Below are 25,389 nucleotides of genomic sequence, written 5' to 3' on the forward strand. Positions count from 1 at the left end.
ATGCTGTGCGGGCACTGCCCCCGAGGGCAGCCCCCGCCGCCTCCCTGGCGGGGGCTGCTCCTGGCACAACGCCAGTCCGTACGCCGCACCTTTAGCATCCGAAGGGGACTGCGAGCCGTGGTCAACCCGATACATGACGACAACGGTGTCTCTCTGGTCCTGGTGAACAGCGAGAACCGGCACGCTCTGTGGGCCGGCGGCCTCGACGTACCACCGGGCTGGCGCGTCGCGCACCGGGCGGCGAGCCGCCAGGAGTGCCTGGAGTACGTCGGCGCCCACTGGCCGGACATCCGGCCCGCGCGGTCGCCGGACGACAGGGACGACGCACCGGGCGCCTGCCTGCACGACCTGTTCGCCGCCCAGGCCGCGCGCACCCCGGGCGCACCGGCCCTGATCTGGCGGGACCAGGAACTGACGTACCGTCAACTCGACGACGAATCCAGCGAGTTGGCCGCGCATCTGCGGCGACGCGGCGTCGGCCCCGGCGCCTTCGTGGGGCTGTGCGTCGAACGGTCACCGCAGATGATCACGGCCCTGCTCGGGGTCCTGAAGACCGGCGCCGCCTACGTGCCCCTCGACCCGGAGTACCCGGCCGGACGGCTGCGGTACGTCCTCGCCGACACGGGAGCGCGCCTGCTCCTCACCCAGGAGCCGCTCAGGCCGCTCTTCCCCGACTACGACGGCGAGATCGTCTGCCTCGACCAGCACCGCGAGAACCCCGACACCGCGCCCGCCCCGGACGGCCCCGCCCCGCTCCCGTCGGACGTCGCCTACGTCATCCACACCTCCGGCTCCACGGGCCGCCCCAAGGGCGTCCTGGTCACGCACCGCTCGCTGGCCAACCACAGCGCGGCCGTGAACCGGCACTTCGCCTTCGCCCCCGGCGACCGCGTCCTCCAGTGCAGGCCCCTGAGCTTCGACGCCGCCGCCGAGGAGATCTTCCCGCCGCTCCTGCACGGCGCGGCCCTCGTCCTCGGCAGCGACCCCCTGCGCCAGACGTTCCGGGCCCTGACCCAGCAGGTCATCGACACCGGCACGACCTTCCTGAGCGTGCCCACCGCCTTCTGGCACAGCTGGGTCGCGGAAGAGGACTGCCTGCTGCGGCTGGCCACCGAGTCCACGCTGCGCACCATGATCGTGGCCGGCGAGAAGGCGGCCCGCCAGGCGCTGCTGACCTGGAAGAAACACGTCGGCGAGGACATCCGCTGGTTCAACGTCTACGGCCCGACCGAGGGCACCATCACCACCACGGTCCACGAGCCGGGCGCCGCGTGGGAGGGCAGCGAGTACAGCTCCGTCCCGATCGGCCGCCCCATCGACAACGTCCGCACGTACGTCCTCGACGACGCCCTGCGGCCGGTCCCCGTGGGAGAGCCGGGGGAGCTGTTCATCGGCGGGGCGGGCGTGGCCGTCGGCTACCTGGGCGCGCCGCAGACCACCGCCGAGCGGTTCCTGCCCGACCCCTTCTCCGGCGTGCCCGGCAGCCGGCTCTACCGCACCGGGGACCTGGTGCTCGCCGACGCCGACGGCTGCCTCGAGTTCCTCGGCCGCCGCGACCACCAGGTGAAACTGCGCGGCTACCGCATCGAACTCGGCGAGATCGAGACCGTGCTCACCGAACACGAGGACGTCCGGGCCTGCGTCGCCCAGGTGACGGGCGACGGCCCCGACAGCACCCTCGTCTGCTTCGTGACCGCGAGCGGGCGGGCCGCGCCCGCCGACCTGATCGCCCACCTGCGCGGCCACCTGCCGTGGTACATGATCCCGGCGGCCGTCCGCGTCCTGGACGCCTTCCCCCTGACCCCCAACGGGAAGATCGACCGGGCCGCCCTGCTCGCCCTCGAACCCGACGACGCCACCGAGGCCGCCCACGTCGCGCCGCGCACCCCGGTGGAAGCGGTCCTCGCGGACATCTGGGAGGACGTCCTCGGCCGCCGCGGCATCAGCGTCGACGCCGACTTCTTCCAGGTGGGCGGCCACTCCCTGCTCGCCGCGAGCCTCATCGCCCGCATCCGCGCCCGGTTCGACGTCGGCATGACGGCCCGCGTCCTGTTCGAGTCCCCGACCATCGCCGGGCTCGCCGAGGCCGTCACCCGGGCGTCCGGCGACGGCGCGGCGGACCGCGCCGGGCGGAGCTGACCGGCGTGGCACCGCGACAGACCGCCGCCGTCCGGCCCGACAGCCGCTGGCTCCGCTCCTACGGGCCACCGGCCGAAACCCGGCTCGTGTGCTTCCCGCACGCCGGGGGCGCGGCCAGCTACTTCCGCGACTGGGGCGGCGGCGGCCTCGCCGGGGCCGAGGTGTGGGCCGTCCAGTACCCGGGCCGCGAGAACCGGATCAGGGACGACTTCCCGCCCGACCTGCACACCCTCGCCGACCAGGTCACCGAGGAACTGCGCGGACTCCTCGACCGGCCCGCCGTCCTCTTCGGGCACAGCATGGGCGCCGTCGTCGGCTACGAGGTCCTGCGCCGCCTCACGGCCGACGGCTCGGCCGGCGCCGTACGCCACCTCGTGGTCTCCGGGTGCGGCGCCCCCCACCGGGTGCGGCCCTTCGCCGGGCAGGAAGGCGCCCACCTCCTGGACGACGACCGGCTCGTGGCCCTCCTCAAGGAACTGGGCTCCGGCACCGCGGGCCTGCTGGACGACCCCGACATGCGCTCCGCCTTCCTGCCGGCGGTCCGCGACGACTACCGCATCGTCCAGTCCTACGTCCCGCGCGCCGGCGGCCCCGCGCTGCGCACCGACGTCACCGCGTTCGTGGGCCGCCAGGACGAGGCGGTGAAAGCCGGCGACGCGGGCGCCTGGGCCGGCGCGACCCGGGGCCGCTTCACCCTCCGCACCTTCCCCGGCGGCCACTTCTACCTGGGCGAACACCAGGGCGACGTGCTGCGCGCCCTGCGCGACGTACTCGGCACCGCACCGATGAACGGGAGAGCTGATGAACGTTGACCTGTCCGACCCGCTTCTCTACCGGGACTCCGACCCCGGACCCGTCTGGGCGCGGCTGCGCGCCGAACACCCCGTCTACCGCAACCAGCGCGCGAACGGGGAGCACTTCTGGGCGGTCATGACGCACGGCCTGTGCACGGACCTGCTCACCGACCCCCGCGTGTTCAGCTCCCAGAACGGGATGCGCCTCGACTCCGACCCGCAGGTCCTCGCCGCCGCGGCCGGGAAGATGCTCAACATCACCGACCCGCCCCGGCACGACAAGATCCGCAAGGTCGTCAGCTCCGCGTTCACCCCGCGCATGGTGAGCCGGCTGGAGACCAACATGCGGGCGACGGCCGCCCGAGCCATCGACGAGGCGCTGGCCGAGGGGGAGTGCGAGTTCACCCGCGTCGCCCAGAAACTGCCGGTCTCCGTCATCTGCGACATGCTCGGCGTCGCGCCCGAGGACTGGGACTTCATGGTCGAGCGCACCCGCTTCGCCTGGAGCTCCACCGCCCTCGACGAGACCGAGGAGGCGCGCAAGATCCAGGCCCACACCGAGATCCTCCTCCACTTCCAGGACCTCGCCGAGCAGCGCAGGCGGGAACCGAAGGACGACCTCATGAGCGCCCTGGTGTGCGGCGAGATCGACGGCGCCCCGCTCACCGACCAGGAGATCCTCTACAACTGCGACGCCCTCGTCTCCGGCGGCAACGAGACGACCCGGCACGCCACCGTCGGCGGACTGCTCGCCCTCATCGACAACCCCGATCAGTGGCGGCGGCTGCGCGACGAGCCCGCCCTCATGCCCTCCGCGATCCAGGAGGTCGTGCGCTACACCTCGCCCGTCATGCACGCGCTGCGCACCGCCACCGAGGACACCGAACTCGGCGGGCAGCGGATCAGCGCCGGGGACCACGTCGTCGCCTGGCTGCCCTCCGCCAACCGCGACGAGACGGTCTTCGACGACCCCGACCGCTTCGACATCACCCGGGACCCCAACCGGCACCTGGGCTTCATCCAGGGCAACCACTACTGCATCGGCTCCTCGCTCGCCAAGCTCGAACTCACGGTGATGTTCGAGGAACTCCTGGCCCGCGTCGAGGTCGCCGAACTCGCCGGCCAGGTCCGCCGCCTGCGCTCGAACCTGCTGTGGGGGTTCGACTCGCTCCCCGTGAAGTTCGTCCCGAGGGCCTGAGGAGACCTGCCCCATGACCGCGCCGACCGCCCCCGCTCCCGCCCCCGCGATCGACCAGTACCTCGGCACCAGCGTCCGCCTGCTGCCCCAGACCGACCAACTGTGCGCCCTGCACACCGTGATCCGCGACCGGGACGCCCGCCGGGAGGACTTCGTCCACTGCTCGCGCCGGATCATCCGCCTGCTGCTCGAAGCCGGCCTCGACCTGCTGCCCTTCGAACCGCACGAGGTCCGCACCCCGACCGGCGCCGCCTACCAGGGGCTGCGCTTCGCCTCCGGACTGTGCGGGGTCACCGTGGTGCGCGCCGGGGAGAGCATGGAGGGCGAACTGCGGGACGTCTGCCCCGGCATCAGGATCGGGAAGATCCTCATCCAGCGGGACGAGACGACCAAACAGGCCCATCTCCACTACACCGCCCTGCCCGCCGACCTCGCCCGGCGCCACGTCCTGCTCCTCGACCCGGTCATGGCGACCGGCGGGACCGCCCTGTCGGCCCTGCGGGTGCTGACCGACCTCGGCGTGCCCGAGGAGAACATCGTCTTCGTCAACCTCATCACCGTCCCCGAGGGCATCACCGCCGTCTGCGAGCGGTACCCCCGGGTGCGGATCGTGACCTCCGCCATCGAGGAACGGCTCGACGAGAACGCGTGGATGCTGCCCGGCATCGGGGACTTCGGGGACCGCTACTTCGGCACGGACGCGTAGAGGGAATCGATGACTGACCGAAAGGTGAACATGGCCGCCGAACAGGGTCCGTTCCTCCTGCTGAACACCAAGGAGATCGTCTCCCGCCTGCACGAGTGGTTCCCGGACGCGGAGCGCGAACTGGTCGTGGTGACCACGCGCGCGGACATCCCCACCGCCGACCTCGACGCGTACGCGGAGCGCTTCCTCCACCTGGAGGTGGTGCCCAGCCTCTGGGAGCTGCCCGACGCCGAACTCGTCGACCTAGCCCGCAGGTTCGGCGTACGCCGGATCCTGTCGCTCGGCGAGCGCGAGGTGCTGCGCGCGGCGCGCCTGCGGGCCGAACTCGGCCTGCCCGGCCAGAGCCTCGCCTCCGCCACGGCCTACCGGGACAAGCACGTCATGAAGACGACGCTGGCGGCGGCGGGCATCGACGTCGCGCCCATGCGCGCGTTCCGCACCAACGACGAACTCGCCGAGTTCGCGTGGAAGGTCGGCTTCCCGGTCGTCGTCAAGGAACTCGACTCCGGCGCCTCGAACGGCACGTCGGTCCTGATGGACGAGGACGCCCTGAGCGCCCTCCCGGAGCGCCCCGACGGCGCCACCCGGCTGGCCGAAGCCTGGATCGAGGGCGACTTCCACCACGTCAACGGCCTCATGAAGGACGGCGAGGCGGTGCTGGCCGTGCCCTCCCGCAACCTGTACTCCGACTGGTTCTCCGTCGCCTTCGACGCCCCGACCATGACGGGGATGATGCCCGACGACGACCCCCTGTCCGAGCGGCTGCGCGACACCGCACGGCAGGTCGTGGCCGCGCTGCCCGCCGTACCCGGCCTGTGCGCCTTCCACCTCGAACTGTTCCACACCGCCGACGACCGCCTGGTCGTCTGCGAGATCGCCAGCCGGGCGGGCGCGGCCCTCGTCACCGACGTCCACGAAGCCGTGCTGGGCATGAACTTCTACGGCGCGAGCCTGCTCGGCCAGGCCGGGCGCGGCGACCAGGTCGAGATCCGCCCGACCGGCGAACGGCTCGGCTTCGTCTGGTTCCCGCCCGCCCAGGGAGTCCTGCGCGCGCTGCCCGACACGTGCCCGCTGCCGGGGACGGTCACCTACCGGGCCCGCGGCGACGTCGGACGCCGCTACGGCAGCGCCCCCGGACTCGGCCTGCCCGTCGCCGAGATGGTCTTCCGGCTCACCGGCCCCGACACCGGGGCGGAGCTGCGCCGGATCGAGGAGTGGTGGGACGACAACGTCGTCTGGGAGCACCGGACCAACGCGGTGCCCGACCGCTGGAAGACGCCCCGAAGGAAGCCGGCCGACGCGTAACGGCCAGGCGATCGGACCGGAGGACCCGTGTACGAACTGCTGAAGACGATCATGATCGAGGAGCTGGAGGTGGAGGCCGGCCAGGTCTCCCCGGACGCGAGCCGCGAGGACGCCGGCCTGGACTCCCTGGCCACCTTCGAACTCTCCCTGGAGCTCAGCCGGCGCCTCGGCGTCACCATCGCCGACGAGGACCTGTTCGCCCTCAACACGCTGGCGGACATCGCGGAGTTCATGGCGAAGCGCACCGCAGCCGCAGCCCCCGAGGACGCCGGACTCGCCCGGCTGCTCGGCACCGGAGACGCCGACCACCCCGACCGTCCCGCCCCCGCCCACCAACTCGCCCGCAACGAAACCCCGTTCCCGCCCCCCGCGTCCGTCCTGGACGCGATCACCCGCGCCGCGACCGAGGCCAACCGCTACCCGGACCCGGCCTGCGGAGCGCTGCGCACCGCCCTCGCCCGGCACTACGGCCTCACCCCGGACCACGTCGCGGTGGGCGCCGGATCGATCACGCTCCTTGAGGCACTGCTCACGGTGACCGCCGGACCGGACGCCGCCGTCGCCTGCTCGTGGCCGTCCTTCGACGGCTACGAGGTCCTCGCGGACCTCGCGGGCTTCCGCACGGTACGGGTCCCCCTGGCGAAGGACGGGCACGACCTCGACGCCCTGGCCGCCGCCGTCGACGAGCGGACCCGCCTGGTGCTGCTCTGCAACCCCAACAACCCCACCGGCACCGCGTCCGACGAGGCCGGCCTCCTGCGGTTCCTCGACGCCGTCCCGCGCACCTGCCTGGTCGTCCTCGACGAGGCGTACGCCGAGTTCGCCCGCGACCCCGGCCTCGGCGCCCGCCTCCTCGCCGCCCGGCCGAACCTGATCGTCGCCCGCACCTTCTCCAAGGCGTACGGCCTCGCCGGCCTGCGCGTCGGCTACCTGCTCGCTGAGCCCGGCCTGATCTCCCGCGTCCGGCGCAGGGTCATGCCGCTGAGCGTCAGCGACGTCGCCCAGGCCGCCGCCGTCGCCTCCCTCGCGGCGCGGAAGGAGCTCCTCGCCCGCGTCCAGGACACGGCCGCCGAACGGGACCGGGTCCGCGCCGAGCTGCTCGCCCTGGGATTCGACGTACCGCCCTCGGAGGCGAACTTCCTCTGGCTGCCGCTCGGCGACCGCGCCGAGGAGTTCGCCGCAGCCTGCGCGTCGGCGGGAATCGCCGTACGGCCCTACCCGGGCGACGGCGTGCGCGTGACCATCGGGACCGTGGCGGACGACGACGCGTTCCTCGCGGTGGCCGGGACGAACCGCCCGTGAGGACCTACGTCGTGACCAGCGTGTCGTCGGACTCCCACATGTGGAACCTCGTCTTCCTCCAGCTGCTGCTGGAGGAGAACGGCGGACAGGTCGTCAACCTCGGCGCGTGCACCCCGGACGGCCTCGTCCTGTCCGCGTGCGCCAGAGTCCGCCCGGACGCCCTGGTCGTCAGCACGGTCAACGGACACGGCCACCTCGACGGACTGCGGCTGATCAAGAAGATCCGCCGGCACCCGGACCTCGCCGGAATGAAGGTCGTCATCGGCGGAAAGCTGGGCGTCCACGGGTCCCGGCACGCGGGATCCCGGGCGGAACTGGTCGCGAACGGCTTCGACGCGGTGTTCGAGGCGGACACCGACCTCGACCGGTTCCTCGACTGCGTCGGCCTGGTGCCGGCGCCGCCGCGGCGCGTCGCCTCCACCGAGCCCCGGAGCACCTGATGGCCCCCCCTGCCGGACCCGGACGCTTCACCCGGTTCGTGCGGCGGGCGTCGGCCGAAGGGAGACTGGTCGTCCAGCCGCGCATGGGATTCGGCACGGCCGGCCGGATGCGCGCGGGACTCGACGCGGTCAGGAGAGTCGACGCGGCCACGGTGGGCACCATCACCGTCGACAGCTACACCCGGGTGAACGACCACGCCTCGGCCCGCCGCGCCCTGGACGAGGGCGCGGATCTCAACGGGTTCCCGCTGGTGGCCCACGGCCCGGCGGTGACCCGCGGCCTGCTCGCCGGGATCGCCGGGGACGACTTCCCGGTGCAGGTGCGGCACGGATCGGCGCTGCCCGGCGACCTGTTCGCGGGCCTGATGGCGGCCGGGATCGACGCCACCGAGGGCGGCCCCGTCTCCTACTGCCTGCCCTACAGCCGCGTCCCGCTGGCCCGCGCCGTCGCCGCCTGGGCGGAGTGCTGCGAGATGCTCGCGGAGGCCGCCGAACCCGTGCACCTGGAGAGCTTCGGCGGCTGCATGCTGGGCCAGCTGTGCCCGCCGAGCCTGCTGATCTCCCTGAGCATCCTGGAGGGCCTGTTCTTCCGCGAACACGGACTGCGGGACATCTCCGTCAGCTACGCCCAGCAGACCAGCGAGCAGCAGGACACCGAGGCGATCCACGCCCTGCGCGCCCTGGCCCGGGAATGGCTCGGCGACACCGACTGGCACGCCGTCCTGTACACCTACATGGGCGTCTATCCCCGCAGCAGGCACGGGGCGTACGGGCTCCTGGAGGCCAGCGCGAGACTCGCCGCCCGGACCGGGACCGAGCGGCTGATCGTCAAGACCGCCGTGGAGGCCAGCAGGATCCCGTCGATCACGGAGAACGTCGAGGCCCTGGAACGCGCCGCGCGGGCGGCCGGGCGGGAGGCGGTGGCCGAACCGGCCGGAATCCCCGACTCGGGGATCTACGAGGAGGCCCGGGCGATCATCACGCACACCCTGACCCTGGGCGGCGACGTCGGATCGGCGCTCGTGCGCGCGTTCGCCCTCGGACACCTCGACATCCCGTTCTGCCTGCACCAGGACAACGCGAACCGCTGCCGGGCCCGGATCGACGACCGCGGCCGGCTGACCTGGGCCGACCCCGCGGGGGTGCCGGTACCCCGGGCCCCCGGCCCGGCCGGCAACCGGCAGCGGCTCACCGCCCGGGGCCTGCTCGACATGCTCAGCTACAACGAACGGCGCTACGACCACCCGACCAGGACCGGCCACCCCCGATGACAGGCCGCCCGAGGAGGAAGATCACGAACTAGGGTTGGAGGAGTTCAGGCTCCTCCTACCGGGACCAGTGAAGATGAATGAAGACCAGAACCAGCACGTGCGATTCGCGGTCCTGGGATCGGTCAAAGTATGGCGAGGAGAGGCCGAGTTACCCCTCGGCCCCCCGAAACAGCGCGCCTTATTGGCGTTACTCCTGCTGCACGCCGGACAGACCGTCGGCCTGAGCCAGATCGTCGACGTCCTGTGGCACAGCGACCCGCCGAACAGCGCCGTGAACGTCGTCCACCGCCACATCGGCTCCCTGCGGAAACTGCTGGAACCCGGCCTCCCGCCCCGCGCCCCGGGCGGCCTGCTGGTCCGGCACGCCAGGGGCTACGGCATCGACGCCGACGCCACCACCCTCGACCTGCTGCGCTTCCGCGACCTCGTCACCCGCGCCCGCGACGCCGCCGACGGCGGCGAGGTGAGCGGCGCCGCCGAGCTGTACACCCAGGCCCTCTCCCTGTGGCGCGGAGAAGCCGCGCAGGGAGTCCCGCCCGACATCCGGGTGCACCCCCTGTTCTCCGCCGTCGACAGCGAACACCTGGCGGCCCTGCGCGAGGGCGCCGACCTGATGCTGGCGCTCGGCACCCCCGCCCCGGTCCTGCCCCTGCTGCACCGGGCGACCGCCCAGTACCCGCTGGACGAGGCGGTGCACGCCCGGCTGATCCAGGCGCTCGCCCAGACGGGGCGCCAGGCGGAGGCGTTCGGCCTGTACCAGGAGATGAGCCTGCGGCTGAAGAACGAACTCGGCATCGAGCCGGGCCGGGAACTGCGCCTGGCCCACGCGGGCCTGATGCGCCGTCCGGAACGGGCCGCGGCCCCCCAGGACGAGCCCCGGGCGGCCCCGCCGAGGCAGCCCCCCGCGCGGCCGGCCGCGCCGGCCCCGGTCCGCCCCACCCAACTCCCCCTGGACCTGCGCACCTTCGTCGGCCGCCGGGACGAACTGGCCCGGATCACCAGCGCCCTCGACAAGCTCGACGAGGACTCCGCGACCCGCTCCGCGGTGATCAACACCATCGAGGGCATGGCCGGCGTGGGCAAGACCACCCTCGCCGTGCACCTCGCCCACCGCCTCGCGCCCCGCTTCCCCGACGGCCAGCTCTACGTCAACCTCCGCGGCTTCGACGTGAGCGGGCCCTGCGTGTCCGCCGCCGAGGCCCTGCGCTCGTTCCTCATCGCCCTCGGCGTCTCCGCCCGCCACCTGCCCGCCGACGTCGACTCCCAGATGGCCCTGTACCGGAGCATCCTCGCCGACCGCCGGGTCCTGATCGTCCTCGACAACGCGCGCGACTCCCAGCATGTGCGCCCCCTGCTGCCGGGCAGCTGCACCTGCCTCGTCGTCATCACCAGCCGCACCCAGCTGCGCGGCCTCGTCGCCACCCACGGGGCCGCCCCCCTGATCCTCGGCCCGCTCAGCGAGCCGGAGTCCCGCGAGGTCCTCGCGCGCCACCTGGGCCAGGGCCGCACCGCCGCCGAACCCGAAGCCGTCGACGCGATCGTCGAGTTCTGCCACCGGCTGCCCCTCGCCCTCGCCGTCATCGCGGCCCGCGCGGCCACCCTGCCCGGCTTCTCCCTCGCCTCCATCGCCGCCGAACTGCGGGCCGGCCACGACAGCCTCGACGCCTTCGCCGACGACGACCCCTACACCGACCTGCGCACCGTCTTCTCCCTGTCCCTCGACGGCCTCGGCCCCGAGGCGGCGCGGCTCCTGCGGCTGCTGTCCCTGCACCCCGGCCCCGACCTCTCCGCCACGGCCGCGGCGAGCCTGGCCGCGCTGCCGGTGCGCCAGGCCACGACCCTGCTGGCCAGGCTGGCCGACGCCCACCTGATGATCCGCCCGGCGTCGAACCGCTTCGCCTTCCACGACATGCTCAAGATCTACGCCGCCGAGCAGCTCCAGGACCACGACGACGCCGGCACCCGCGAAGCGGCCGTCCGGCGCCTGCTCGACCACTACGTCCACGGCGCCCACGCCGCCGCGAGCGCGCTGACGCCCGACCGCATCGACGCCGCCCCCGACGCCCCCGCCGAACCGGGCGTCGCACTCGACCCCCTCACCGACCCCGCCTCGGCCGCGGCCTGGCTGGAGCGGGAACTGCCCGTCCTGCTGTCGGCCGTCGCCCAGGCCAAGGACGGCGGCCACCCGGCCCACGCCTGGCTGCTGGCCCAGACCCTGGAGCTGTACCTGGACCGCAGGGGCCGCTGGCAGGACCAGATCGACATCCAGTCCACCGCCGTCGAGGCCGCCCGGCTGCTCCAGGACCGGCTCCGCGAGGCGAAGGCCCGCCGGGCGCTGGGATTCGCGTACGGGCGCCTCGCCCAGGACGACGCGGCCCACACCGAACTCGACGCGGCGATGGCCCTGTTCACCGGCCTCGGTGAGGCGGGCGGCCAGGCCCGCACGCACCGGTCGCTGGCCTTCCTCGCCAACGGCCGCCACGACCACGACGCGGCCCTGCGCCACTACGCGCGGGCCCTGGAGCTGTACCGGTCGGCGGACAACCTCACCGGGCAGGCCCTCGTCCTCAACGAGACGGGCTGGACGTACATCCTCCACGGCGCCTACCGGCAGGCCGTCGACGAGTGCACCCGGGCCGTGGCCCTGCACCAGGAGATCGGCGACACCAACGGCGAGGCCGCCGCCTGGGACAGCCTCGGGTACGCCCACCACCACATGGGCCACCACCAGGAGGCCCTGCGCTGCTACGAGCGCGCCCTGAAGCTCTACCAGCACATGAAGGACCGCTACCTGGAGGCGGACACCCTCCTGCACATGGGGGACACCCACGAGGCCCAGGGGAACCGCGCCGCCTCCGTGCCCCTGTGGCGGGAGGCGGTGCGGATCCTCGACGCACTCGGCCACCCCGAGACCGAAGCGGCCTGCGCCCGCCTGCGAGGAGAACCCGCGGACGATTGAGAAGCGGCCTCGCCCCCGGGGCGGTACCACCCGGCCGCTACGACACGGCGGCCGGGTGGCACAGGCGGGTGAACGGCAGATTGCGGCTGACGTAGGCGAACTCGCCCCGGGACTCGACCTCGGCGGCCGACGACCGCAGGGTCCGCCTGGCGTCCTCCACCGCCCCGCTGCTGTGCTGCGCCTGGGCGAGCAGGCCCAGGTGGAGCGGCAGCCGGATCAGGAGCCGCCGCTCGCGCAGCTCGGCGACCGCCGACTCCAGCCGGCCGAGTGCGCCGGGCTCACCGGCCTGCTGCCGCGCCCAGCTCCGGCACACCTGGAGCATGGCGGTCCAGTGACTCAGCCCGTGGGCCCGGGCGATGGCCAGGCCCCGGCCGCTGGACTCCGCCGCCCCGTGCGGATCCTCGCCCAGGGCCGCCACCAGGGAGTGGAAGTAGTACGCGCTCGCCTGGTCGACCGGCGTGCCGTCCCGGCCCGTGGCCACGAGCAGGTCGTCGCACAGCTCCCGCGCCTCGTCGACGGCGCCCAGCAGCCACAGGGTGAGGACCCGGTGGTTCATGGCGAGGAACCGGGGGTCGTGCTGCGAGCGGTGGGTCATGGCCTCCCGCTGCCCGGGGCTCAGCGCGTCGGCCGCCCGCTCCGCCTCGGTCAGGGCCGTGAGCGCGTCGGCGGTCTCGCTGGGCAGCTGCAACAGCCCGCGGGCGATGCGTTCGTGGAACCGGATCTCCGGGGCGCCGGAGCGCTCCGCGAGAGCACGCAGCTGCTCCACGTGCCGGGCGGCCTCCGGGTGCCGGCCGGTGACCAGCTCGGCCACGAACTGCCGCAGCAGCAGGGCGGCCTGCTCGATGGTGCGGCCCGTCGTGGCGGCGGACAGCTTCCGGATGCGCCCGGCCTCCACCTCCACCTGGTGGTCGCCGTAGCCGCGGGTGATGCTCGTCGTGTACAGGAGCCTGGTGCGCAGGTCCAGCGTCTGGTCCGAGGCCGTGTCGCCGCCGCGGGGCGAGGCGGAGAGCAGGGTGTGCGCGTGCTCGAACCAGGTCTGCGCGCCCTGGTAGTCGCCGTCGCCGATGGCCTGTTCACCGGCGCGCCGCAGGAGCGGCACCACGTCCTCGGCCGGCAGGGCCAGGGCGGCCTGCCAGGCGTGCTGGGCCACCTCCTCGCTGGCCTCGGGGGAGTCCCCGTGCCAGGCGCTGAGCACGGCGACGGCGCGGGCGTGCAGGGCCGCCCGCTCCTGGCGGCGCAGCTCCGCGAGGAGGACGTCGCGGATGAGGCCGTAGCGGAAGACGAGCCGGTGCGGGTGGTCGGGGTCGTACTCCATGAACCCGGTCGCCATGGCCTCCTCCACGCGGTCGTGGATGTCGGGGCCGGCCCCGTCGTCGTCCAGCATCCCGGTGAGCGTGGCCAGGGTCGCCTCGGCGCCGAGCACGGCGCAGCACTTGAGGAGCTGGAGGACGCCCGGGGTCAGCCCGGCGAACCGCCTGCGCAGCATGGTGCGGACCCCCGTCGGGATCCCGGCGCGCACGGCGTCGGCGACCCGGGGATCGTGCAGGCGCCGGGCGCCGCCCGCGTCGGCGAGCAGCTGGTCGAGGAGGTAGGGGTTGCCGGCGCTGCGCTCGTACAGGGCCCGTACGACGGACGCGTCGACGCCGGGTCCCGCCTGGGCGGTGACCGCGGTCCGGACGTGTTCCTCGGTGAGGTTGCCCAGGTGCACGACCCTGGTGCGGGAGTCGGCCAGGAGGTCCACGAGGGGGCCGTCGGCGGCGGGCCCGGCTCCCAGGCCCGGTTCGCGGACCGTGATCACCACGCTGACGGGGCGCCCCTGGGTGCGGTTGCCGAGCAGGCCCAGCACGTCGAGGGTGAGCCGGTCCGCGCCGTGCACGTCCTCCAGGACGAGCAGGAGCGGCCGGTCGTCGGCGCACTGGAGGACCGCCTCGCACAGCGCGTCCTGGACGAGGAAGTGCAGATGCCCGGGGAACTCGCCGCCGTGCCCCGACAGCGTTGTCACCGGAGGGAGGACGCACTCCTTGCGGAGGCCGTCGAACGACATCCCGTACGGGATCTCCAGCCGGCGCAGCACCTGCTGCCACACCCAGCCGGCGGGCGCCCCCTCGGTGCCGCGGCAGTTGACGCGGATCACCTCCGCCTCCGGGGGCGGCGGCTCCGGGCTCGCGGTGGCGCGCACCACCAGCTCGGTCTTGCCGACGCCGGCCTCGCCGACGACGGCGGTGATGTGCCCGCTGCCGCGCAGGGCGCCGGCGATGGAGGACCGCAGGGCGTCGAGGGCGTCGTCGCGGCAGGGGAAGGCCGAGGACGCCGCCGGGTCCGCACCTCGCTGCCCGGCCTCGGGCGCGCTCGCGCCGGCGGCGGGTTTCGGCGCCTCCCGCTCGGCCGGGGCGACGGGCCGCTCCCGCACCTCGACGGGGGCCGGGGCGGGCGCCTGGTCGTCGAGTTCGTGGCGCAGCAGCGCCATGTGGACGTGCTGGAGTTCGCGGGCCGGGGCGACCCCGAGCTCCTCGGCGAGGTAGGCGCGCGTCCGGTCGTACAGCTGGAGCGCCTCGGCCTGCCGGCCCAGCCGGTACAGGCCCGTCATGAGGCTGCCGACGAGGCGTTCGTCGGTGGGGTGCAGGGACACCTCGCGGCGCAGCAGCGCGACGGCGTCACCGGCCTCGCCGAGCGCGAGCAGCGTGTCGGCGTGGGCCGCCACGGCGGTGGTCCGCAGCAGGGCCAGGCGCGCGCTCTCCTCCGCGAGCGGGGCGTAGGCCGTGAGGTCCAGGAACGGGTCGGCCCGCCATAACCGCAGCGCCTCGCAGAACACCTCGCGGGCGGCCTGGAGCCGGCTGTCGGCCACATGCCGCTGGCCCCGGGCGACGAGGCTCTCGAACCGGGACAGGTCGAACGTGTCGGGCTCCACCGTCAGGACGTAGCCGGGAGCCTGGTAGCGCAGCGGGGTGACCGGGCCGTGCTGCTGCCCGGTCAGCACCCGCCGCAGGTGGGACAGGTACGTCTGCAAGGTGGCCTGCGGGCGTCTGGGGAGGCTGTCGCCCCACAGTTCGTCGACGAGCTGGTCGGCGGGCACGACCTGGCCCCGCCGGATCAGCAGCAGGGCCAGGACGGCCCGGTGCCGCGGTGGACCGAGGGGCACCTGCTCGGCCCCGCGCCGGGCCGTCATCACCCCGAAAGCCTCGAACGACAGGTCTGCCAGGGACGCGGATTGCTGCTCTTGAGCTGTGTACGCCATGCCGGGGGCACTTGCCTTTCGACGGTCACGCACTTGACGGACGGTCGAGCGTACGGCGGGGCAGGTGCTGAAACAGTGCCGATGAAGTGACGCGCAGAACACGCCACGACACGTACGGGTACGAGCCACCCGCCGGGCGGCCCGCCCGCTCAGAGCCAGTCGCGGCGCTTGAACACGACGTACAGACTCACGCACACCACACCCATCAGCGCGACGGCGAACGGGTACCCGAACACCCAGCGCAGCTCCGGCATGTGGGTGAAGTTCATGCCGTAGATCGTGCCGACGAGGGTGGGCGCGAAGAGGATCGCCGCCCACGAGGAGATCTTCTTGACCTCCTCGTTCTGTTCGAAGCCCGCCTCCGCCAGCGCCCGCATCTCCGCGTTCTGCTGCTGGGTCACCAGCGTCGCGTTGACGGTGAGGATCTCCGTGAGGGCCTGGCGGAAGCCGTCGACGCGTTCGCTGGTGTGGGTGACGTGGTCGGCGACGTCGCGCAGGTAGCGCTGGAGTTCGTCGTCCGTGCCGTACTTGGAGAAGCCGGCCATCAGCGCGTGGAGCATGCCGACCAGGGGACGCGTCGCGCGCTGGAACTCGACCATCTCGCGGGAGAGTTCGTAGATGCGGCGGGAGACCTCGGGGTCGCCCCGGAAGACCTCCGTCTCGATCTCGTCGATGTCGTTCTGGACGCCGGAGACGACGGGCGCGTAGCCGTCGACGACGGCGTCGAGGATCGCGTAGAGGACGGCCTCGGGGCCCAGGCGCAGCAGCTCCGGGGACTCCTCCATGCGCCGGCGTACGGCGGAGAGGCCGGGGGCGTCGGCGTGGCGGACCGTCAGGACGAAGTCGGGGCCGAGGAAGACGTGGAGTTCGCCGAAGTCGATCTCCTCGGGGGCGTCGAGGTAGCGGGCCGCGCGCAGGACGACGAAGAGGGTGTCGCCGTAGCGTTCGAGCTTGGGGCGCTGGTGGGCCTCGCTGGCGTCCTCGACGGCGAGCGGGTGCAGGCCGAACTCGGTGGCCAGGGAGTGGAGTTCGGACTCGGTGGGGCGGGCGAGGCCGATCCAGGCCATGCTGGCGGGCCGCTCGCGCAGTTCGCGGTAGGTGTCGGCGAGCGTGGCGGGGGAGGAGACGCGGACGCCGTCGCGGTAGAGGGCGGCGTCGATCACGCCGGCGGGCTCTTCCGCGGGCCGCCGCACCTCCTTGCGGGGAAACCTCGCGCCACGGCGTCGCTCGGGCATCGCGGCTGCCTCCCGTCGCTGTCGCTTCTGTCCTGTCTGTTCTGCCTGTCCTGTTTCCTGCCGATCACGGGCAGGATATACGCGGCGCGCAGCACACGGGACGGCGGCAACGAGGCCAGGATCTGTCCTCGATCGGGGCTACCGTGCACCCCATGACCGCCCCCCGCGTCCTCGGTACCCGCGCCCTCAACCGCGCCACCCTCGCCCGCCAGCTCCTCCTGCGCCGCTCGGCGATGACCGCGCACGCCGCCGTCGAACACCTCGTCGGCCTCCAGGCGCAGAACGTCAAACCCCCGTACTACGCCCTCGCCGCCCGCCTCGACCCCTTCACCCCGGCCGACCTCGCCCGGCTGATGGCCGACCGCGAGGCCGTACGCATCGTCACCCTCCGCTCGACGATCCACACGCACACGGCCGCCGACTGCCTCGCGCTCGGGCCGTTCGTGCAGCCCGCGCGGGAGCGGGAGCTGAGGGTGTTCCGCAAGGGCCTCGTGGGCGTGGACCTCGGCCGGCTCACCGCGCTCACCCGCGACCTGGTCGAGGAGAAGCCCCGCACGCCGAAGGAGCTCCGCGCGGCCCTGGCGGCGCACTGGCCGGACGCGGACCCCCAGGCGCTGGGCATCGCCGCCCGCTGTCTGCTGCCGCTGGTGCAGGTCACGCCGCGCGGCGTCTGGGGCGAGAGCGGCCAGGTCGCGCTGACGACGGCCGAGCACTGGCTGGGCCGGGCCGCGGACACCCCGTACGAGGCCGCCGCGCTCGTCCGGCGCTACCTCGCCGCCTTCGGTCCCGCCTCCGTGAAGGACATGCAGACCTGGGCGGGCCTGACCCGGCTGCGTCCGGCGTTCGAGGAGCTGGAGCTGGAGACGTTCCGCGACGAGCAGGGCACCGAGCTGTTCGACCTCCCCGACGCGCCCCGCCCCGACCCCGGGACCCCGGCGCCGCCCCGCTTCCTGCCCGAGTTCGACAACCTCCTCCTCTCGCACGCCGACCGCACCCGGGTCGTCCCGCCCGCGTACTGGGGGCGCACCTGGGCCGGCAACGTCTCCCACCCGGCGTTCCTGGTCGACGGCTTCCTCGCGGGCGTATGGCGGCTGACGGAGGGCGCGCTCACCGTCCAGCCGTTCGGGCGCCTCGCGACGGCGGAGCGGGAGGCGGTCACCGAGGAGGCGGCGCGGATGCTGGCGGTGACGCACCCGGGGGCGTCGTACGACATCCGGTTCGCCGCGGTGATCCCGTAGCGGTCAGTCGGTGCGTCCGGTGACCGCGACCGTCACCCCGAGCCCGATCATCGTGCACCCGCCCGCGCCCCCGATGAGCGACAGCCGCCGCTCGGAGCGCGCGAACCAGGAGCGGGCCGCCGAGGCGGTCAGCCCCCACAGCGTGTCCGTCACCAGCCCGATCCCGATCGGCACCAGCCCGAGCACGAGCATCTGCGCGACGACGTTCCCGGCGGAGTGGTCCACGAACTGCGGCAGCGCGGCGGCGAAGAAGACGACGCCCTTGGGGTTGGTGACCCCCACGAGCGCCCCGTCGACCAGGGTCCGCAGATCCCCCCGGCGGGCGGTGGACCCCCGTACCTCCGTCACCTTCAGCTCCCGCCGGTGCCGCCACCCCTGCACCCCGAGGTACACCAGGTAGCAGGCCCCCGCGAGCTTCACCCCGAGATAGACCGCCGCCGACTCCTGCACCACCGACCCGAGCCCGAACGCGACCACGGCGACCAGCAGGTAGGACCCCACCACGTTGCCCAGCGCGCTCATCACCGCCACCCGGCGCCCGTGGGCCAGCGCCCGCCCGATCACGAACAGCACACTCGGCCCGGGGACGACGATCACGAGCAGGGACACGGCGGCGAAGGCGAGCAGCCGCTCTTCGGAGACAATCATGGCGGACAGTCTCGCCGCTGGAACGGGCGCATGGATAGAGGGCGTTGCGGGCCGCTCGTGGAGGCCCGCAACGCCCCCTGGTCGTGCTCCCGGGGTACCTCTACGAGGTGACCTCGGAGGTGACGAGGGAGGAGAAGGCGGTCAGCCGGGTGTAGACACCCGGGTAACCGGCCTCCGCGCACCCCTCTCCCCAGGAAGTGATCCCTGCCAGGACGCCCCCGATGAGCAGGGGACCGCCGCTGTCGCCCTGGCAGGTGTCTGTGCCGCCGGTGGTGTATCCGGCGCAAACCATGTCGGACTGGACGAAGTCCGCACCGTAGGAGCTCCGGCAGCCGGAGTCGGACACGACCGGGACGGTCGCGGTCCGCAGCTGGTTGGAGGAGCCGCCGTTCTCGGAGGTGGTGCCCCAGCCGAGGATGCGCGCGGTGGTGCCGGCCGCGTACAGGCCCGTCTGGGTGGCGGAGACGTACGGTGCCGGGGTGTACGGCATCGGCGTCGCCAGGGTCAGGACGGCCACGTCGTCGCCCTCGGTGGTGTCCGTGTAGTCGGGGTGGATCCAGATGCCGGTGACCTGGCCGACCGTGCCGTCGGTGCCGTTCAGGTACGTCCGGCCGCCGACCACGCGCACGCTGCCCGTGGTCTCGCCGACCACGCAGTGCGCGGCGGTCACGACCTTCGTCGCGGAGACGAGGGTGCCGCCGCAGAACTGGTTCTGCGAGGCGTCCGTGATCTGCATCATGAACGGATACGACGAGGTGGTGGTCGTCGTACCGCCGACGATCGGCTGGGGTGCTGCCGATGCCGACGGGGTGCCGAACAGCAGCGTCGTCGCTGCCGCAGCGGCGGTTGCCGCCGAGGCGGCGGCCCTTCTCGCACGGTCGAGCGCGGACAATGTGTCTCCTCGTGGGGGGAGGTAGCCGTGGGGAGTACGCGCTGGTGCTGTGGGGGAGTCGTGCACGGGGGTCGCGGGACCGACCCCCGTGTGCCCGGGCGAGCGGCACGTCACAGAACCTACGGCCCGTCACACCCTCACCCCAATGAGGGAACCCCCTAGGGGACCCGGACAGGGAAAACCCTCGGTGTCCCCGGGGCGAACCGCAGGTGGAAGTAAACCCGCCGGTCCGTCAGGTGGCGCGCCGCCCCGCCGCGAGCCGCACGATGTCCACCCGGGAGCGGATACCGAGCTTGCGGTAGACGCGCGTCAACGTGGCCTCCACGGTCTTGACGCTGATGAACAGGCGGGCGGCGATCTCCCGGTTGGTGGCGCCCTCCATGACGAGCGCGGCGACCTGCCGCTCCATCGAGGCGAGCCCCTCCAGCGCGTCGGCGGCGGGCGCCCGCTCCACGAGAGCGGGCGACTCGGCGCCGGACACGAGGGCCGCGTCGACCTGCCGCAGCCAGGGCACGGCCCGGCACCGCCGGAAGAGGCGCGCGGCCTCGTCGTATGACGTCGGCCCGGTCCGCCCGGTGCGCAGCCGGGCCAGCGCGAACGCGGCGCGGGCCTCCTCCAGGGCGTACCCGAGCTTCGCCAGCCGGTCCTGTACGGACGTCAGCTGGGCGAGGGCGGTGTCGTGGTCGCCGCGCGCGGCGCGCACCAGGGCCTCGGCGCGGTCGAGGACGGCGATGATGCTCTCGCGCCCGAGCCGTACGGCGTGCTCGCGGGTGACGCCGATGACGTCCTGCGCCTCGGCCGGCTCCCCGATCCGCACGAGGGCCTCGGCGAGGTCGCCCTGCCAGCGCCCGCGCGCGGGGTCGGTGATGCCGAGCCCCTGTTCCAGCTCCCGCACCCGGCGCAGCGACTGGACGGCGCCGGCCGCGTCGTCGGCGACCAGCTGGGCGTACCCGAGGGAGGCGAGGGCCTTGGACAGGTACATCTGGTCGCCGTCGCCCTCGGCGCGCCCGGCGGCCTCGCGGGCGAGCTCCAGGGCCCGTTCGACGTCGCCGCCGGACGCCTCGGCCTGGGACGCCAGCATCGCGGAGGCGCCGAGCCCGATCCCGGAGTCGCGCGCCAGGCGCAGGGACTCGCGGGCCAGGTTGAGGGCGCGCCCGCAGTGCCCGGAGCGCAGTTCCGTCTCGGCGAGGAACCGCTGGAAGTGCACCTCGCTCTCCACGACGCCGCGCCGCTGCACCTCCCGCAGCAGCGCGGTGATCGTGGTGCGCGCCTCGGGCAGCTGGTCGCTCATCAGCAGCCACCTGAACCGCGCCATCGCGGGCCCGTTGTGATGGCAGGCCACATCCGCGAACTGCGGTTCCCGCAGCGCCTTCTTGATGGTCTGGGGCGCGTCCGGATGCCCCATCAGGGTCTCGGTGGACGCCTGGAGGGACAGCGCCATCAGCTCCGTACGCCGGTCCCCGCCGCGCTCGGCGAGTTCGGCGGCGTGCGCGGACTGCCGGCGGGCCTCGGGGAACTCGCCGTCGACGACCAGGCCACGCCAGGCCAGCTGGTAGTGGACGAGGGCGAGCAGGCGCGGGTCGTCGCCCGCGTCGGCGAGGACCTTCGGGAAGACGGCGTCGACCTCGCCGAGCGCCTGCCCGGCGGACTCGATGACGATCATCCAGGCGCGCACCCGGTCGGCGGGCGCGGTCACCCTGGTCAGGACGTCGTGCGCGATGTCCCGCGCGAAGTCGGCCTCCCCGGCGGTGATCGCGTCCTCGCCGGCCTCAAGGCGCCGCTCGTCCGGCGAGGGCGCCGCGCCCGGCGGGGTGTGCCGGGCGGCGAGCAGGCCGAGCGAGGCGGCGACCGAGGGGGCGCCCCGGTCGCGGGCGAGGGCGGCGGCCTCCGAGAGCCGGTCGGCGACCTCCGGGTCCGTGCCGGTCGTCGCCAGCGCCAGGTGCCGGGCGCGCTCGATCGGGTCGGAGGCGGCCGTGGACAGCGCCGCGTGCGCGGCCCGCCGGTCCTGCGCGGGCGCCTCCGCGTACAGCGCGGCCGAGATCAGCGGGTGCGCGAACCGTACGGCCGGACCCTCCGGCTCGGTCGCCAGCAGGCCGAGCGCCGCGGCCTGCGCGGTCTCCGCCTCGGCGTTCTCCCGGCCCGCCGCGTGCAGCAGGGCCAGCGTCGGGCGGGCGCCCGCGCTCGCCACCAGCAGGGTGCGGCGCGCCTCGGCGGACAGCATGTCGAGGCGGGACAGCACTAGCGCGCGCAGCGAGGTCGGCACCGGCAGCGGCTCGCCGGGGCGCGGCGCCGTCGGCATCTCGCTCAGGGCGCGGCCCAGCTCCAGCGCGTACAGGGGGTTCCCGCCGCTGGTGCGGTGGATGTCGCGGACCGTGGAGCGGGGCAGCTCCGTGTAGCCGCGGTGGTCGAGGAGCGCGGACACGTGCGCCCGCGAGAGCGCGTTCAGCCGGATCGCGAGCGTGTCCGGCGGCGACTGCCGCAGCTGCCGGTCGTACTCCTGGCCCTCCGTACGCACCGCGCACAGGACCTGTACGGGGGTGTCGCCGAGCCGGCGGGCCGCGAAGCCGAGGAGTTCGGCGCTGGCGGGATCCAGCCACTGCATGTCGTCCGCGACGACCAGGACCCGGCCGCGCGTGGCGAGCTGGCGCAGCGCCGACAGGACCGCGAGGCGCAGCGCGAGGCCGTCGCGCTGGAGGGTGGACTCGCCGCGCCCGGTGAGCGCCGATTCGAGCGCCGTGCGCTGGGCCGCGGGCAGGGCGCCGGCCACGTCGTCCAGGACCAGGCCGAAGAGGTCGGCGAGGGCCAGGAACGGGAGATGGGATTCGGACTCGGTCGCCGAGCAGCGCAGGACCGTGTGCGCGCTCTCGCCGTAATCCGCGGCCAAAGCGCGCAGCACCGTCGACTTTCCAATTCCGGCCGGTCCGTGGAGCAGCACGCTGCCGCCCCGCGCGAGCTGGTCGCGGGCCGACACCCACAGCTCGTCCCTGCCGATGACCAGGTCGGGGCGGCATCGGGCAGACTCCTTGAAGTCCCGTCGCACGGTCACCGCTCCCCTCCGAGTGTCGTGTGCGGGCCAAATTCTAGGCAACGACTCTTTGACATTCTGAAGGACTGCCGGGTGAGGGATATAACAGCCCACGGCATGGAGAAATTCAGTAAGCGGTTGCCTGAATGGTCAACGGTCATCCAGGGTCCTGGGCAGCGCTCGTTCCCCCGTCCGCGATGGTTCACACCGGCCACCCCTTCCCTGTCCGGAAGCCGACTCTCCCACTCAGGGCAACAGCCCCGCCCGCCGCGCCGCGACGACCGCCTCGCCCCGGGTCCGCGCCCCCAGTCTGCGCATCGCCGACCGCAGGTAGCCCTTGACCGTCTCCGGCCGCAGCCCGAGCCGCTCGGCGGTCAGCGCGTTGGTCGCGCCGGCCGCCACGCAGGTCAGGACGTCCAGCTCGCGCGGCGCGAGCGTGGTACCGCTTTCTACGGTTTCCGCCTGCTCGGTGCTCAATGTCAACAGGCCGCACGCGTCGAGAAGTTCGGCCCGCAGCTGCGGGTCCGCGATGCGCGGGGCCAGCGCGCGCAGCGCGGCGTGCGCCTCCCGGACCTGCTCCCAGTGCGCCGCGTCCGCCGGACGCCCCGGCTCGGCGGGCGGCCCGGCCGCCTCCAGCAGCGCCCGCGCCTCGTCCTGCACCACCAGCGCCTGCTCGACGTCCCGCGCCACGTCCACCGCCGCGACCAGCGTCCGGTCGCCCAGCGGCATCGCGGTGCGCAGCGCCCCGTACAGCACGCCCCGCACCCGGCGGCGCACCACGATCGGCACCGCCAGCACCGACCGGATGCCCTCCTCGGCGACCGCGACGTCGTACTCGTGGCTGATCTGCCGCGAGACCGAGTAGTCGCTCACCGCGATCGGCCGCGCCAGGGCCAGCGTCTTGCCGCCGAGGCCGTACCCGGCCGTCACCGCCAGGCCGCGCAGCGAGGCCGTCGCCGCGCCGCTCATCTCCGTGATCCGCATCCGCCGCTGGCCCAGCTCGACCGGCCCGCCGAACGCCACCGGCAAACCGGTGGTCCGCCGCAGCCTGACGAGCGCGCCATGAATCTCCATCGTTCCCGACGCGTCCGCTGCCACCCTGCACCCGCCTCTTTCTACGGCTCCGCCGCCGCGCACACCCCCGTTCGGGGGTAGTGAGACCTGCATCACGGATTACACGATGGCAGAGTGCCGCCGGGCAATGGACCGGTACGGAGCGGGAGTGAACCGGAGGAACACTCTCCGTGGATCAGAGGAGTGCAGATGGTGACGAAGGATTCGTTCTCCGCGCGGGTTTCCGCCGCTTCCAACTCGTCTGCCGACCATGCCGGTCCCGCCGCGGAGTTCCGCAGAGCCCGGGACTTCCTGCTCACCCACCGCGAGAACTACGCCGCCGCGTACGCCGGGTTCACGTGGCCGCGCCCCGAACGCTTCAACTGGGCGCTCGACTGGTTCGACGCGATCGCCGACGGCAACGACCGCACCGCCCTGCACATCGTCGAGGAGGACGGCTCCGAACAGAAGCTGTCCTTCGCCGAGTTGGCGCACCGCTCCAACCGGGTCGCGAACTGGCTGCGCGCGCGGGGCGTGCGCGCCGAGGACCGCGTCCTCGTGATGCTGGGCAACCAGGCCGAGTTGTGGGAGATCGCGCTGGCCGCGATGAAGCTGCGCGCCGTCGTCATCCCGGCAACTCCCCTGCTGGGCCCGGCGGATCTGCGTGACCGCGTGGAGCGGGGCCGCGTCCGGCACGTGATCGTCCGCTCCGCCGACGCCGCCAAGTTCGCGGAGGTGCCCGGCCGTTACACGAGGACCACGGTCGGCGAACCCGTCGACGGCTGGCACTCCTACGCCGAAGCCGCCTCCGCCTCCGCCGAGTTCACCCCCGACGGCGAGACCCTCGCCGACGACCCGCTGATGCTCTACTTCACCTCCGGCACCACCGCCCGCCCCAAGCTCGTCGAACACACCCACGCGTCCTACCCCATCGGGCACCTGGCCACCATGTACTGGATCGGCCTCAAGCCCGGCGACGTCCACCTCAACATCTCCTCGCCCGGCTGGGCCAAGCACGCCTGGTCCAACCTCTTCGCCCCCTGGAACGCCGAGGCGACCGTCTTCATCTTCAACTACGCCCGGTTCGACGCGAGTCGGCTGATGGCCGAGATGGACCGGGCCGGGGTGACGACCTTCTGCGCGCCGCCGACCGTCTGGCGCATGCTCATCCAGGCCGACCTGACCCAGCTGCGCACCCCGCCGCGCGAGGCCGTCGCCGCCGGGGAACCCCTCAACCCCGAAGTGATAGAGCAGGTGCGCAGGGCCTGGGGGCTCACGATCCGGGACGGGTTCGGGCAGACCGAGACGGCCGTCCAGGTCGCCAACACCCCTGGACAGCCCCTCAAGACGGGCTCCATGGGGCGGCCCAGCCCCGGCTACAAGGTCGAGCTGCTCGACCCCGTCTCCGGCGCCCCCGGCGTCACCGAGGGCGAGATCGCGCTCGACCTCGCCGGGCGGCCCGTCGGACTCATGACCGGCTACCACGGCGACGCGGACCGCACGGCCGAGGCGATGGCCGGCGGCTACTACCGCACCGGGGACGTCGCCTCCCGCGACGCCGACGGGTACCTGACGTACATCGGGCGCAGCGACGACGTGTTCAAGGCCAGCGACTACAAGATCTCGCCGTTCGAGCTGGAGAGCGCGCTCCTGGAGCACGAGGCCGTGGCCGAGGCGGCGGTCGTCCCGGCGCCCGACCCGGTACGGCTGGCGGTGCCCAAGGCGTACGTGGTGCTGACCGCCGGGTGGGAGCCCGGCCCCGAGACGGCCGAGGCGCTGTTCGCCCACTCGCGGAAGCTGCTCGCGCCCTACAAGCGGATCAAACGGCTGGAGTTCGCGCCGCTGCCGAAGACGGTGTCCGGGAAGATCCGGCGCATAGAGCTTCGGGAGGCGACCGCCGAGGGGTCGCGCAACGAGTACCGGGAAGAGGACTTCCGGTGACGTCGGGG

The 25,389-nt window shown here is 73.5% G+C and carries 17 protein-coding genes; 11 read left to right on the forward strand and 6 right to left on the reverse strand.

The window, feature by feature from the left end:
* Positions 1-117: 117 nt before the first annotated feature.
* The 9 genes from PV682_RS04635 to PV682_RS04675 all read left to right on the forward strand — a co-directional run bounded on the left by PV682_RS04635 (position 118) and on the right by PV682_RS04675 (position 12,114).
* Positions 118-2,139 (forward strand): amino acid adenylation domain-containing protein, encoded by a 2,022-nt coding sequence (locus PV682_RS04635; RefSeq protein WP_319724306.1) that lies wholly within the window; start codon positions 118-120, stop codon positions 2,137-2,139.
* 5 nt (positions 2,140-2,144) lie between these two features.
* Complete coding sequence (locus PV682_RS04640; RefSeq protein WP_319724308.1) at positions 2,145-2,951, forward strand: thioesterase II family protein; 807 nt, start codon at positions 2,145-2,147, stop codon at positions 2,949-2,951.
* Positions 2,941-4,131, forward strand: a complete 1,191-nt coding sequence (locus PV682_RS04645) for a cytochrome P450 (protein WP_319724310.1) — start codon at positions 2,941-2,943, stop codon at positions 4,129-4,131. Before PV682_RS04640 ends, PV682_RS04645 begins: the two co-directional genes overlap by 11 nt.
* A 13-nt stretch (positions 4,132-4,144) precedes the next feature.
* Complete coding sequence (gene upp, locus PV682_RS04650) at positions 4,145-4,837, forward strand: uracil phosphoribosyltransferase (RefSeq protein WP_319724312.1); 693 nt, start codon at positions 4,145-4,147, stop codon at positions 4,835-4,837.
* A gap of 9 nt (positions 4,838-4,846) precedes the next feature.
* Positions 4,847-6,142, forward strand: a complete 1,296-nt coding sequence (locus PV682_RS04655; protein ID WP_319724314.1) for an ATP-grasp domain-containing protein — start codon at positions 4,847-4,849, stop codon at positions 6,140-6,142.
* Between the two features lie 27 nt (positions 6,143-6,169).
* Positions 6,170-7,444: a histidinol-phosphate transaminase gene (locus PV682_RS04660; RefSeq protein ID WP_319724316.1), complete on the forward strand. Its 1,275-nt coding sequence runs from the start codon at positions 6,170-6,172 to the stop codon at positions 7,442-7,444.
* Entirely contained in the window at positions 7,441-7,884 is a 444-nt protein-coding gene (locus PV682_RS04665) for a cobalamin B12-binding domain-containing protein (protein WP_319724318.1), read from the forward strand. The genes PV682_RS04660 and PV682_RS04665 overlap by 4 nt, the downstream gene beginning before the upstream one ends.
* Complete coding sequence (locus PV682_RS04670; RefSeq protein WP_319724319.1) at positions 7,884-9,155, forward strand: methylaspartate mutase; 1,272 nt, start codon at positions 7,884-7,886, stop codon at positions 9,153-9,155. The genes PV682_RS04665 and PV682_RS04670 overlap by 1 nt, the downstream gene beginning before the upstream one ends.
* 73 nt (positions 9,156-9,228) lie before the next feature.
* Complete coding sequence (locus PV682_RS04675) at positions 9,229-12,114, forward strand: AfsR/SARP family transcriptional regulator (RefSeq protein WP_319724321.1); 2,886 nt, start codon at positions 9,229-9,231, stop codon at positions 12,112-12,114.
* Positions 12,115-12,151: 37 nt separating this feature from the next.
* Here PV682_RS04675 and PV682_RS04680 read toward each other — a convergent pair whose 3' ends face one another.
* Positions 12,152-15,349 carry a BTAD domain-containing putative transcriptional regulator gene (locus PV682_RS04680; RefSeq protein WP_319724323.1) on the reverse strand — a complete coding sequence of 1,066 codons (3,198 nt, stop codon included), beginning with the start codon at positions 15,347-15,349 and terminating at the stop codon, positions 12,152-12,154.
* A gap of 149 nt (positions 15,350-15,498) precedes the next feature.
* A complete protein-coding gene (locus tag PV682_RS04685; RefSeq protein ID WP_319724325.1) occupies positions 15,499-16,584 on the reverse strand; it encodes a magnesium and cobalt transport protein CorA in 1,086 nt (361 codons plus the stop codon).
* Positions 16,585-16,736: 152 nt separating this feature from the next.
* Between PV682_RS04685 and PV682_RS04690 the strand changes: the two genes are divergently transcribed.
* Positions 16,737-17,822 (forward strand): winged helix DNA-binding domain-containing protein, encoded by a 1,086-nt coding sequence (locus tag PV682_RS04690; RefSeq protein ID WP_319724327.1) that lies wholly within the window; start codon positions 16,737-16,739, stop codon positions 17,820-17,822.
* A gap of 3 nt (positions 17,823-17,825) precedes the next feature.
* Here PV682_RS04690 and PV682_RS04695 read toward each other — a convergent pair whose 3' ends face one another.
* The 4 genes from PV682_RS04695 to PV682_RS04710 form a co-directional block, all read right to left on the reverse strand.
* On the reverse strand, positions 17,826-18,467 hold the full coding sequence (locus PV682_RS04695) for a LysE family translocator (protein ID WP_319724842.1): 642 nt from the start codon (positions 18,465-18,467) through the stop codon (positions 17,826-17,828).
* Between the two features lie 103 nt (positions 18,468-18,570).
* Positions 18,571-19,362 carry a S1 family peptidase gene (locus tag PV682_RS04700; protein ID WP_319724329.1) on the reverse strand — a complete coding sequence of 264 codons (792 nt, stop codon included), beginning with the start codon at positions 19,360-19,362 and terminating at the stop codon, positions 18,571-18,573.
* Between the two features lie 232 nt (positions 19,363-19,594).
* Positions 19,595-22,408, reverse strand: coding sequence for a helix-turn-helix transcriptional regulator (locus tag PV682_RS04705; RefSeq protein ID WP_319724332.1), 2,814 nt, complete (start codon positions 22,406-22,408; stop codon positions 19,595-19,597).
* A 225-nt stretch (positions 22,409-22,633) separates the two neighbouring features.
* On the reverse strand, positions 22,634-23,461 hold the full coding sequence (locus tag PV682_RS04710) for a helix-turn-helix transcriptional regulator (RefSeq protein ID WP_206191210.1): 828 nt from the start codon (positions 23,459-23,461) through the stop codon (positions 22,634-22,636).
* 189 nt (positions 23,462-23,650) lie between these two features.
* Here PV682_RS04710 and PV682_RS04715 point away from each other — a divergent pair, with 189 nt between their 5' ends.
* Positions 23,651-25,381: an AMP-binding protein gene (locus PV682_RS04715; protein ID WP_319724336.1), complete on the forward strand. Its 1,731-nt coding sequence runs from the start codon at positions 23,651-23,653 to the stop codon at positions 25,379-25,381.
* The last annotated feature ends 8 nt before the right edge of the window (positions 25,382-25,389 follow it).

The sequence above is a fragment of the Streptomyces niveiscabiei genome (genome assembly GCF_033794345.1).
GTDB classification, from domain to species: Bacteria; Actinomycetota; Actinomycetes; order Streptomycetales; family Streptomycetaceae; genus Streptomyces; species Streptomyces niveiscabiei.

Coding starts and splice junctions, on each gene's coding strand:
- PV682_RS04655 (WP_319724314.1), top strand. CDS start 4,847: ATGACTGACCGAAAGGTGAACATGGCCGCCGAACAGGGTCCGTTCCTC.
- PV682_RS04715 (WP_319724336.1), top strand. CDS start 23,651: ATGGTGACGAAGGATTCGTTCTCCGCGCGGGTTTCCGCCGCTTCCAAC.
- PV682_RS04670 (WP_319724319.1), top strand. CDS start 7,884: ATGGCCCCCCCTGCCGGACCCGGACGCTTCACCCGGTTCGTGCGGCGG.
- PV682_RS04645 (WP_319724310.1), top strand. CDS start 2,941: ATGAACGTTGACCTGTCCGACCCGCTTCTCTACCGGGACTCCGACCCC.
- PV682_RS04675 (WP_319724321.1), top strand. CDS start 9,229: ATGAATGAAGACCAGAACCAGCACGTGCGATTCGCGGTCCTGGGATCG.
- PV682_RS04685 (WP_319724325.1), bottom strand. CDS start 16,584: ATGCCCGAGCGACGCCGTGGCGCGAGGTTTCCCCGCAAGGAGGTGCGG.
- PV682_RS04680 (WP_319724323.1), bottom strand. CDS start 15,349: ATGGCGTACACAGCTCAAGAGCAGCAATCCGCGTCCCTGGCAGACCTG.
- PV682_RS04710 (WP_206191210.1), bottom strand. CDS start 23,461: ATGGAGATTCATGGCGCGCTCGTCAGGCTGCGGCGGACCACCGGTTTG.
- PV682_RS04690 (WP_319724327.1), top strand. CDS start 16,737: ATGACCGCCCCCCGCGTCCTCGGTACCCGCGCCCTCAACCGCGCCACC.
- upp (WP_319724312.1), top strand. CDS start 4,145: ATGACCGCGCCGACCGCCCCCGCTCCCGCCCCCGCGATCGACCAGTAC.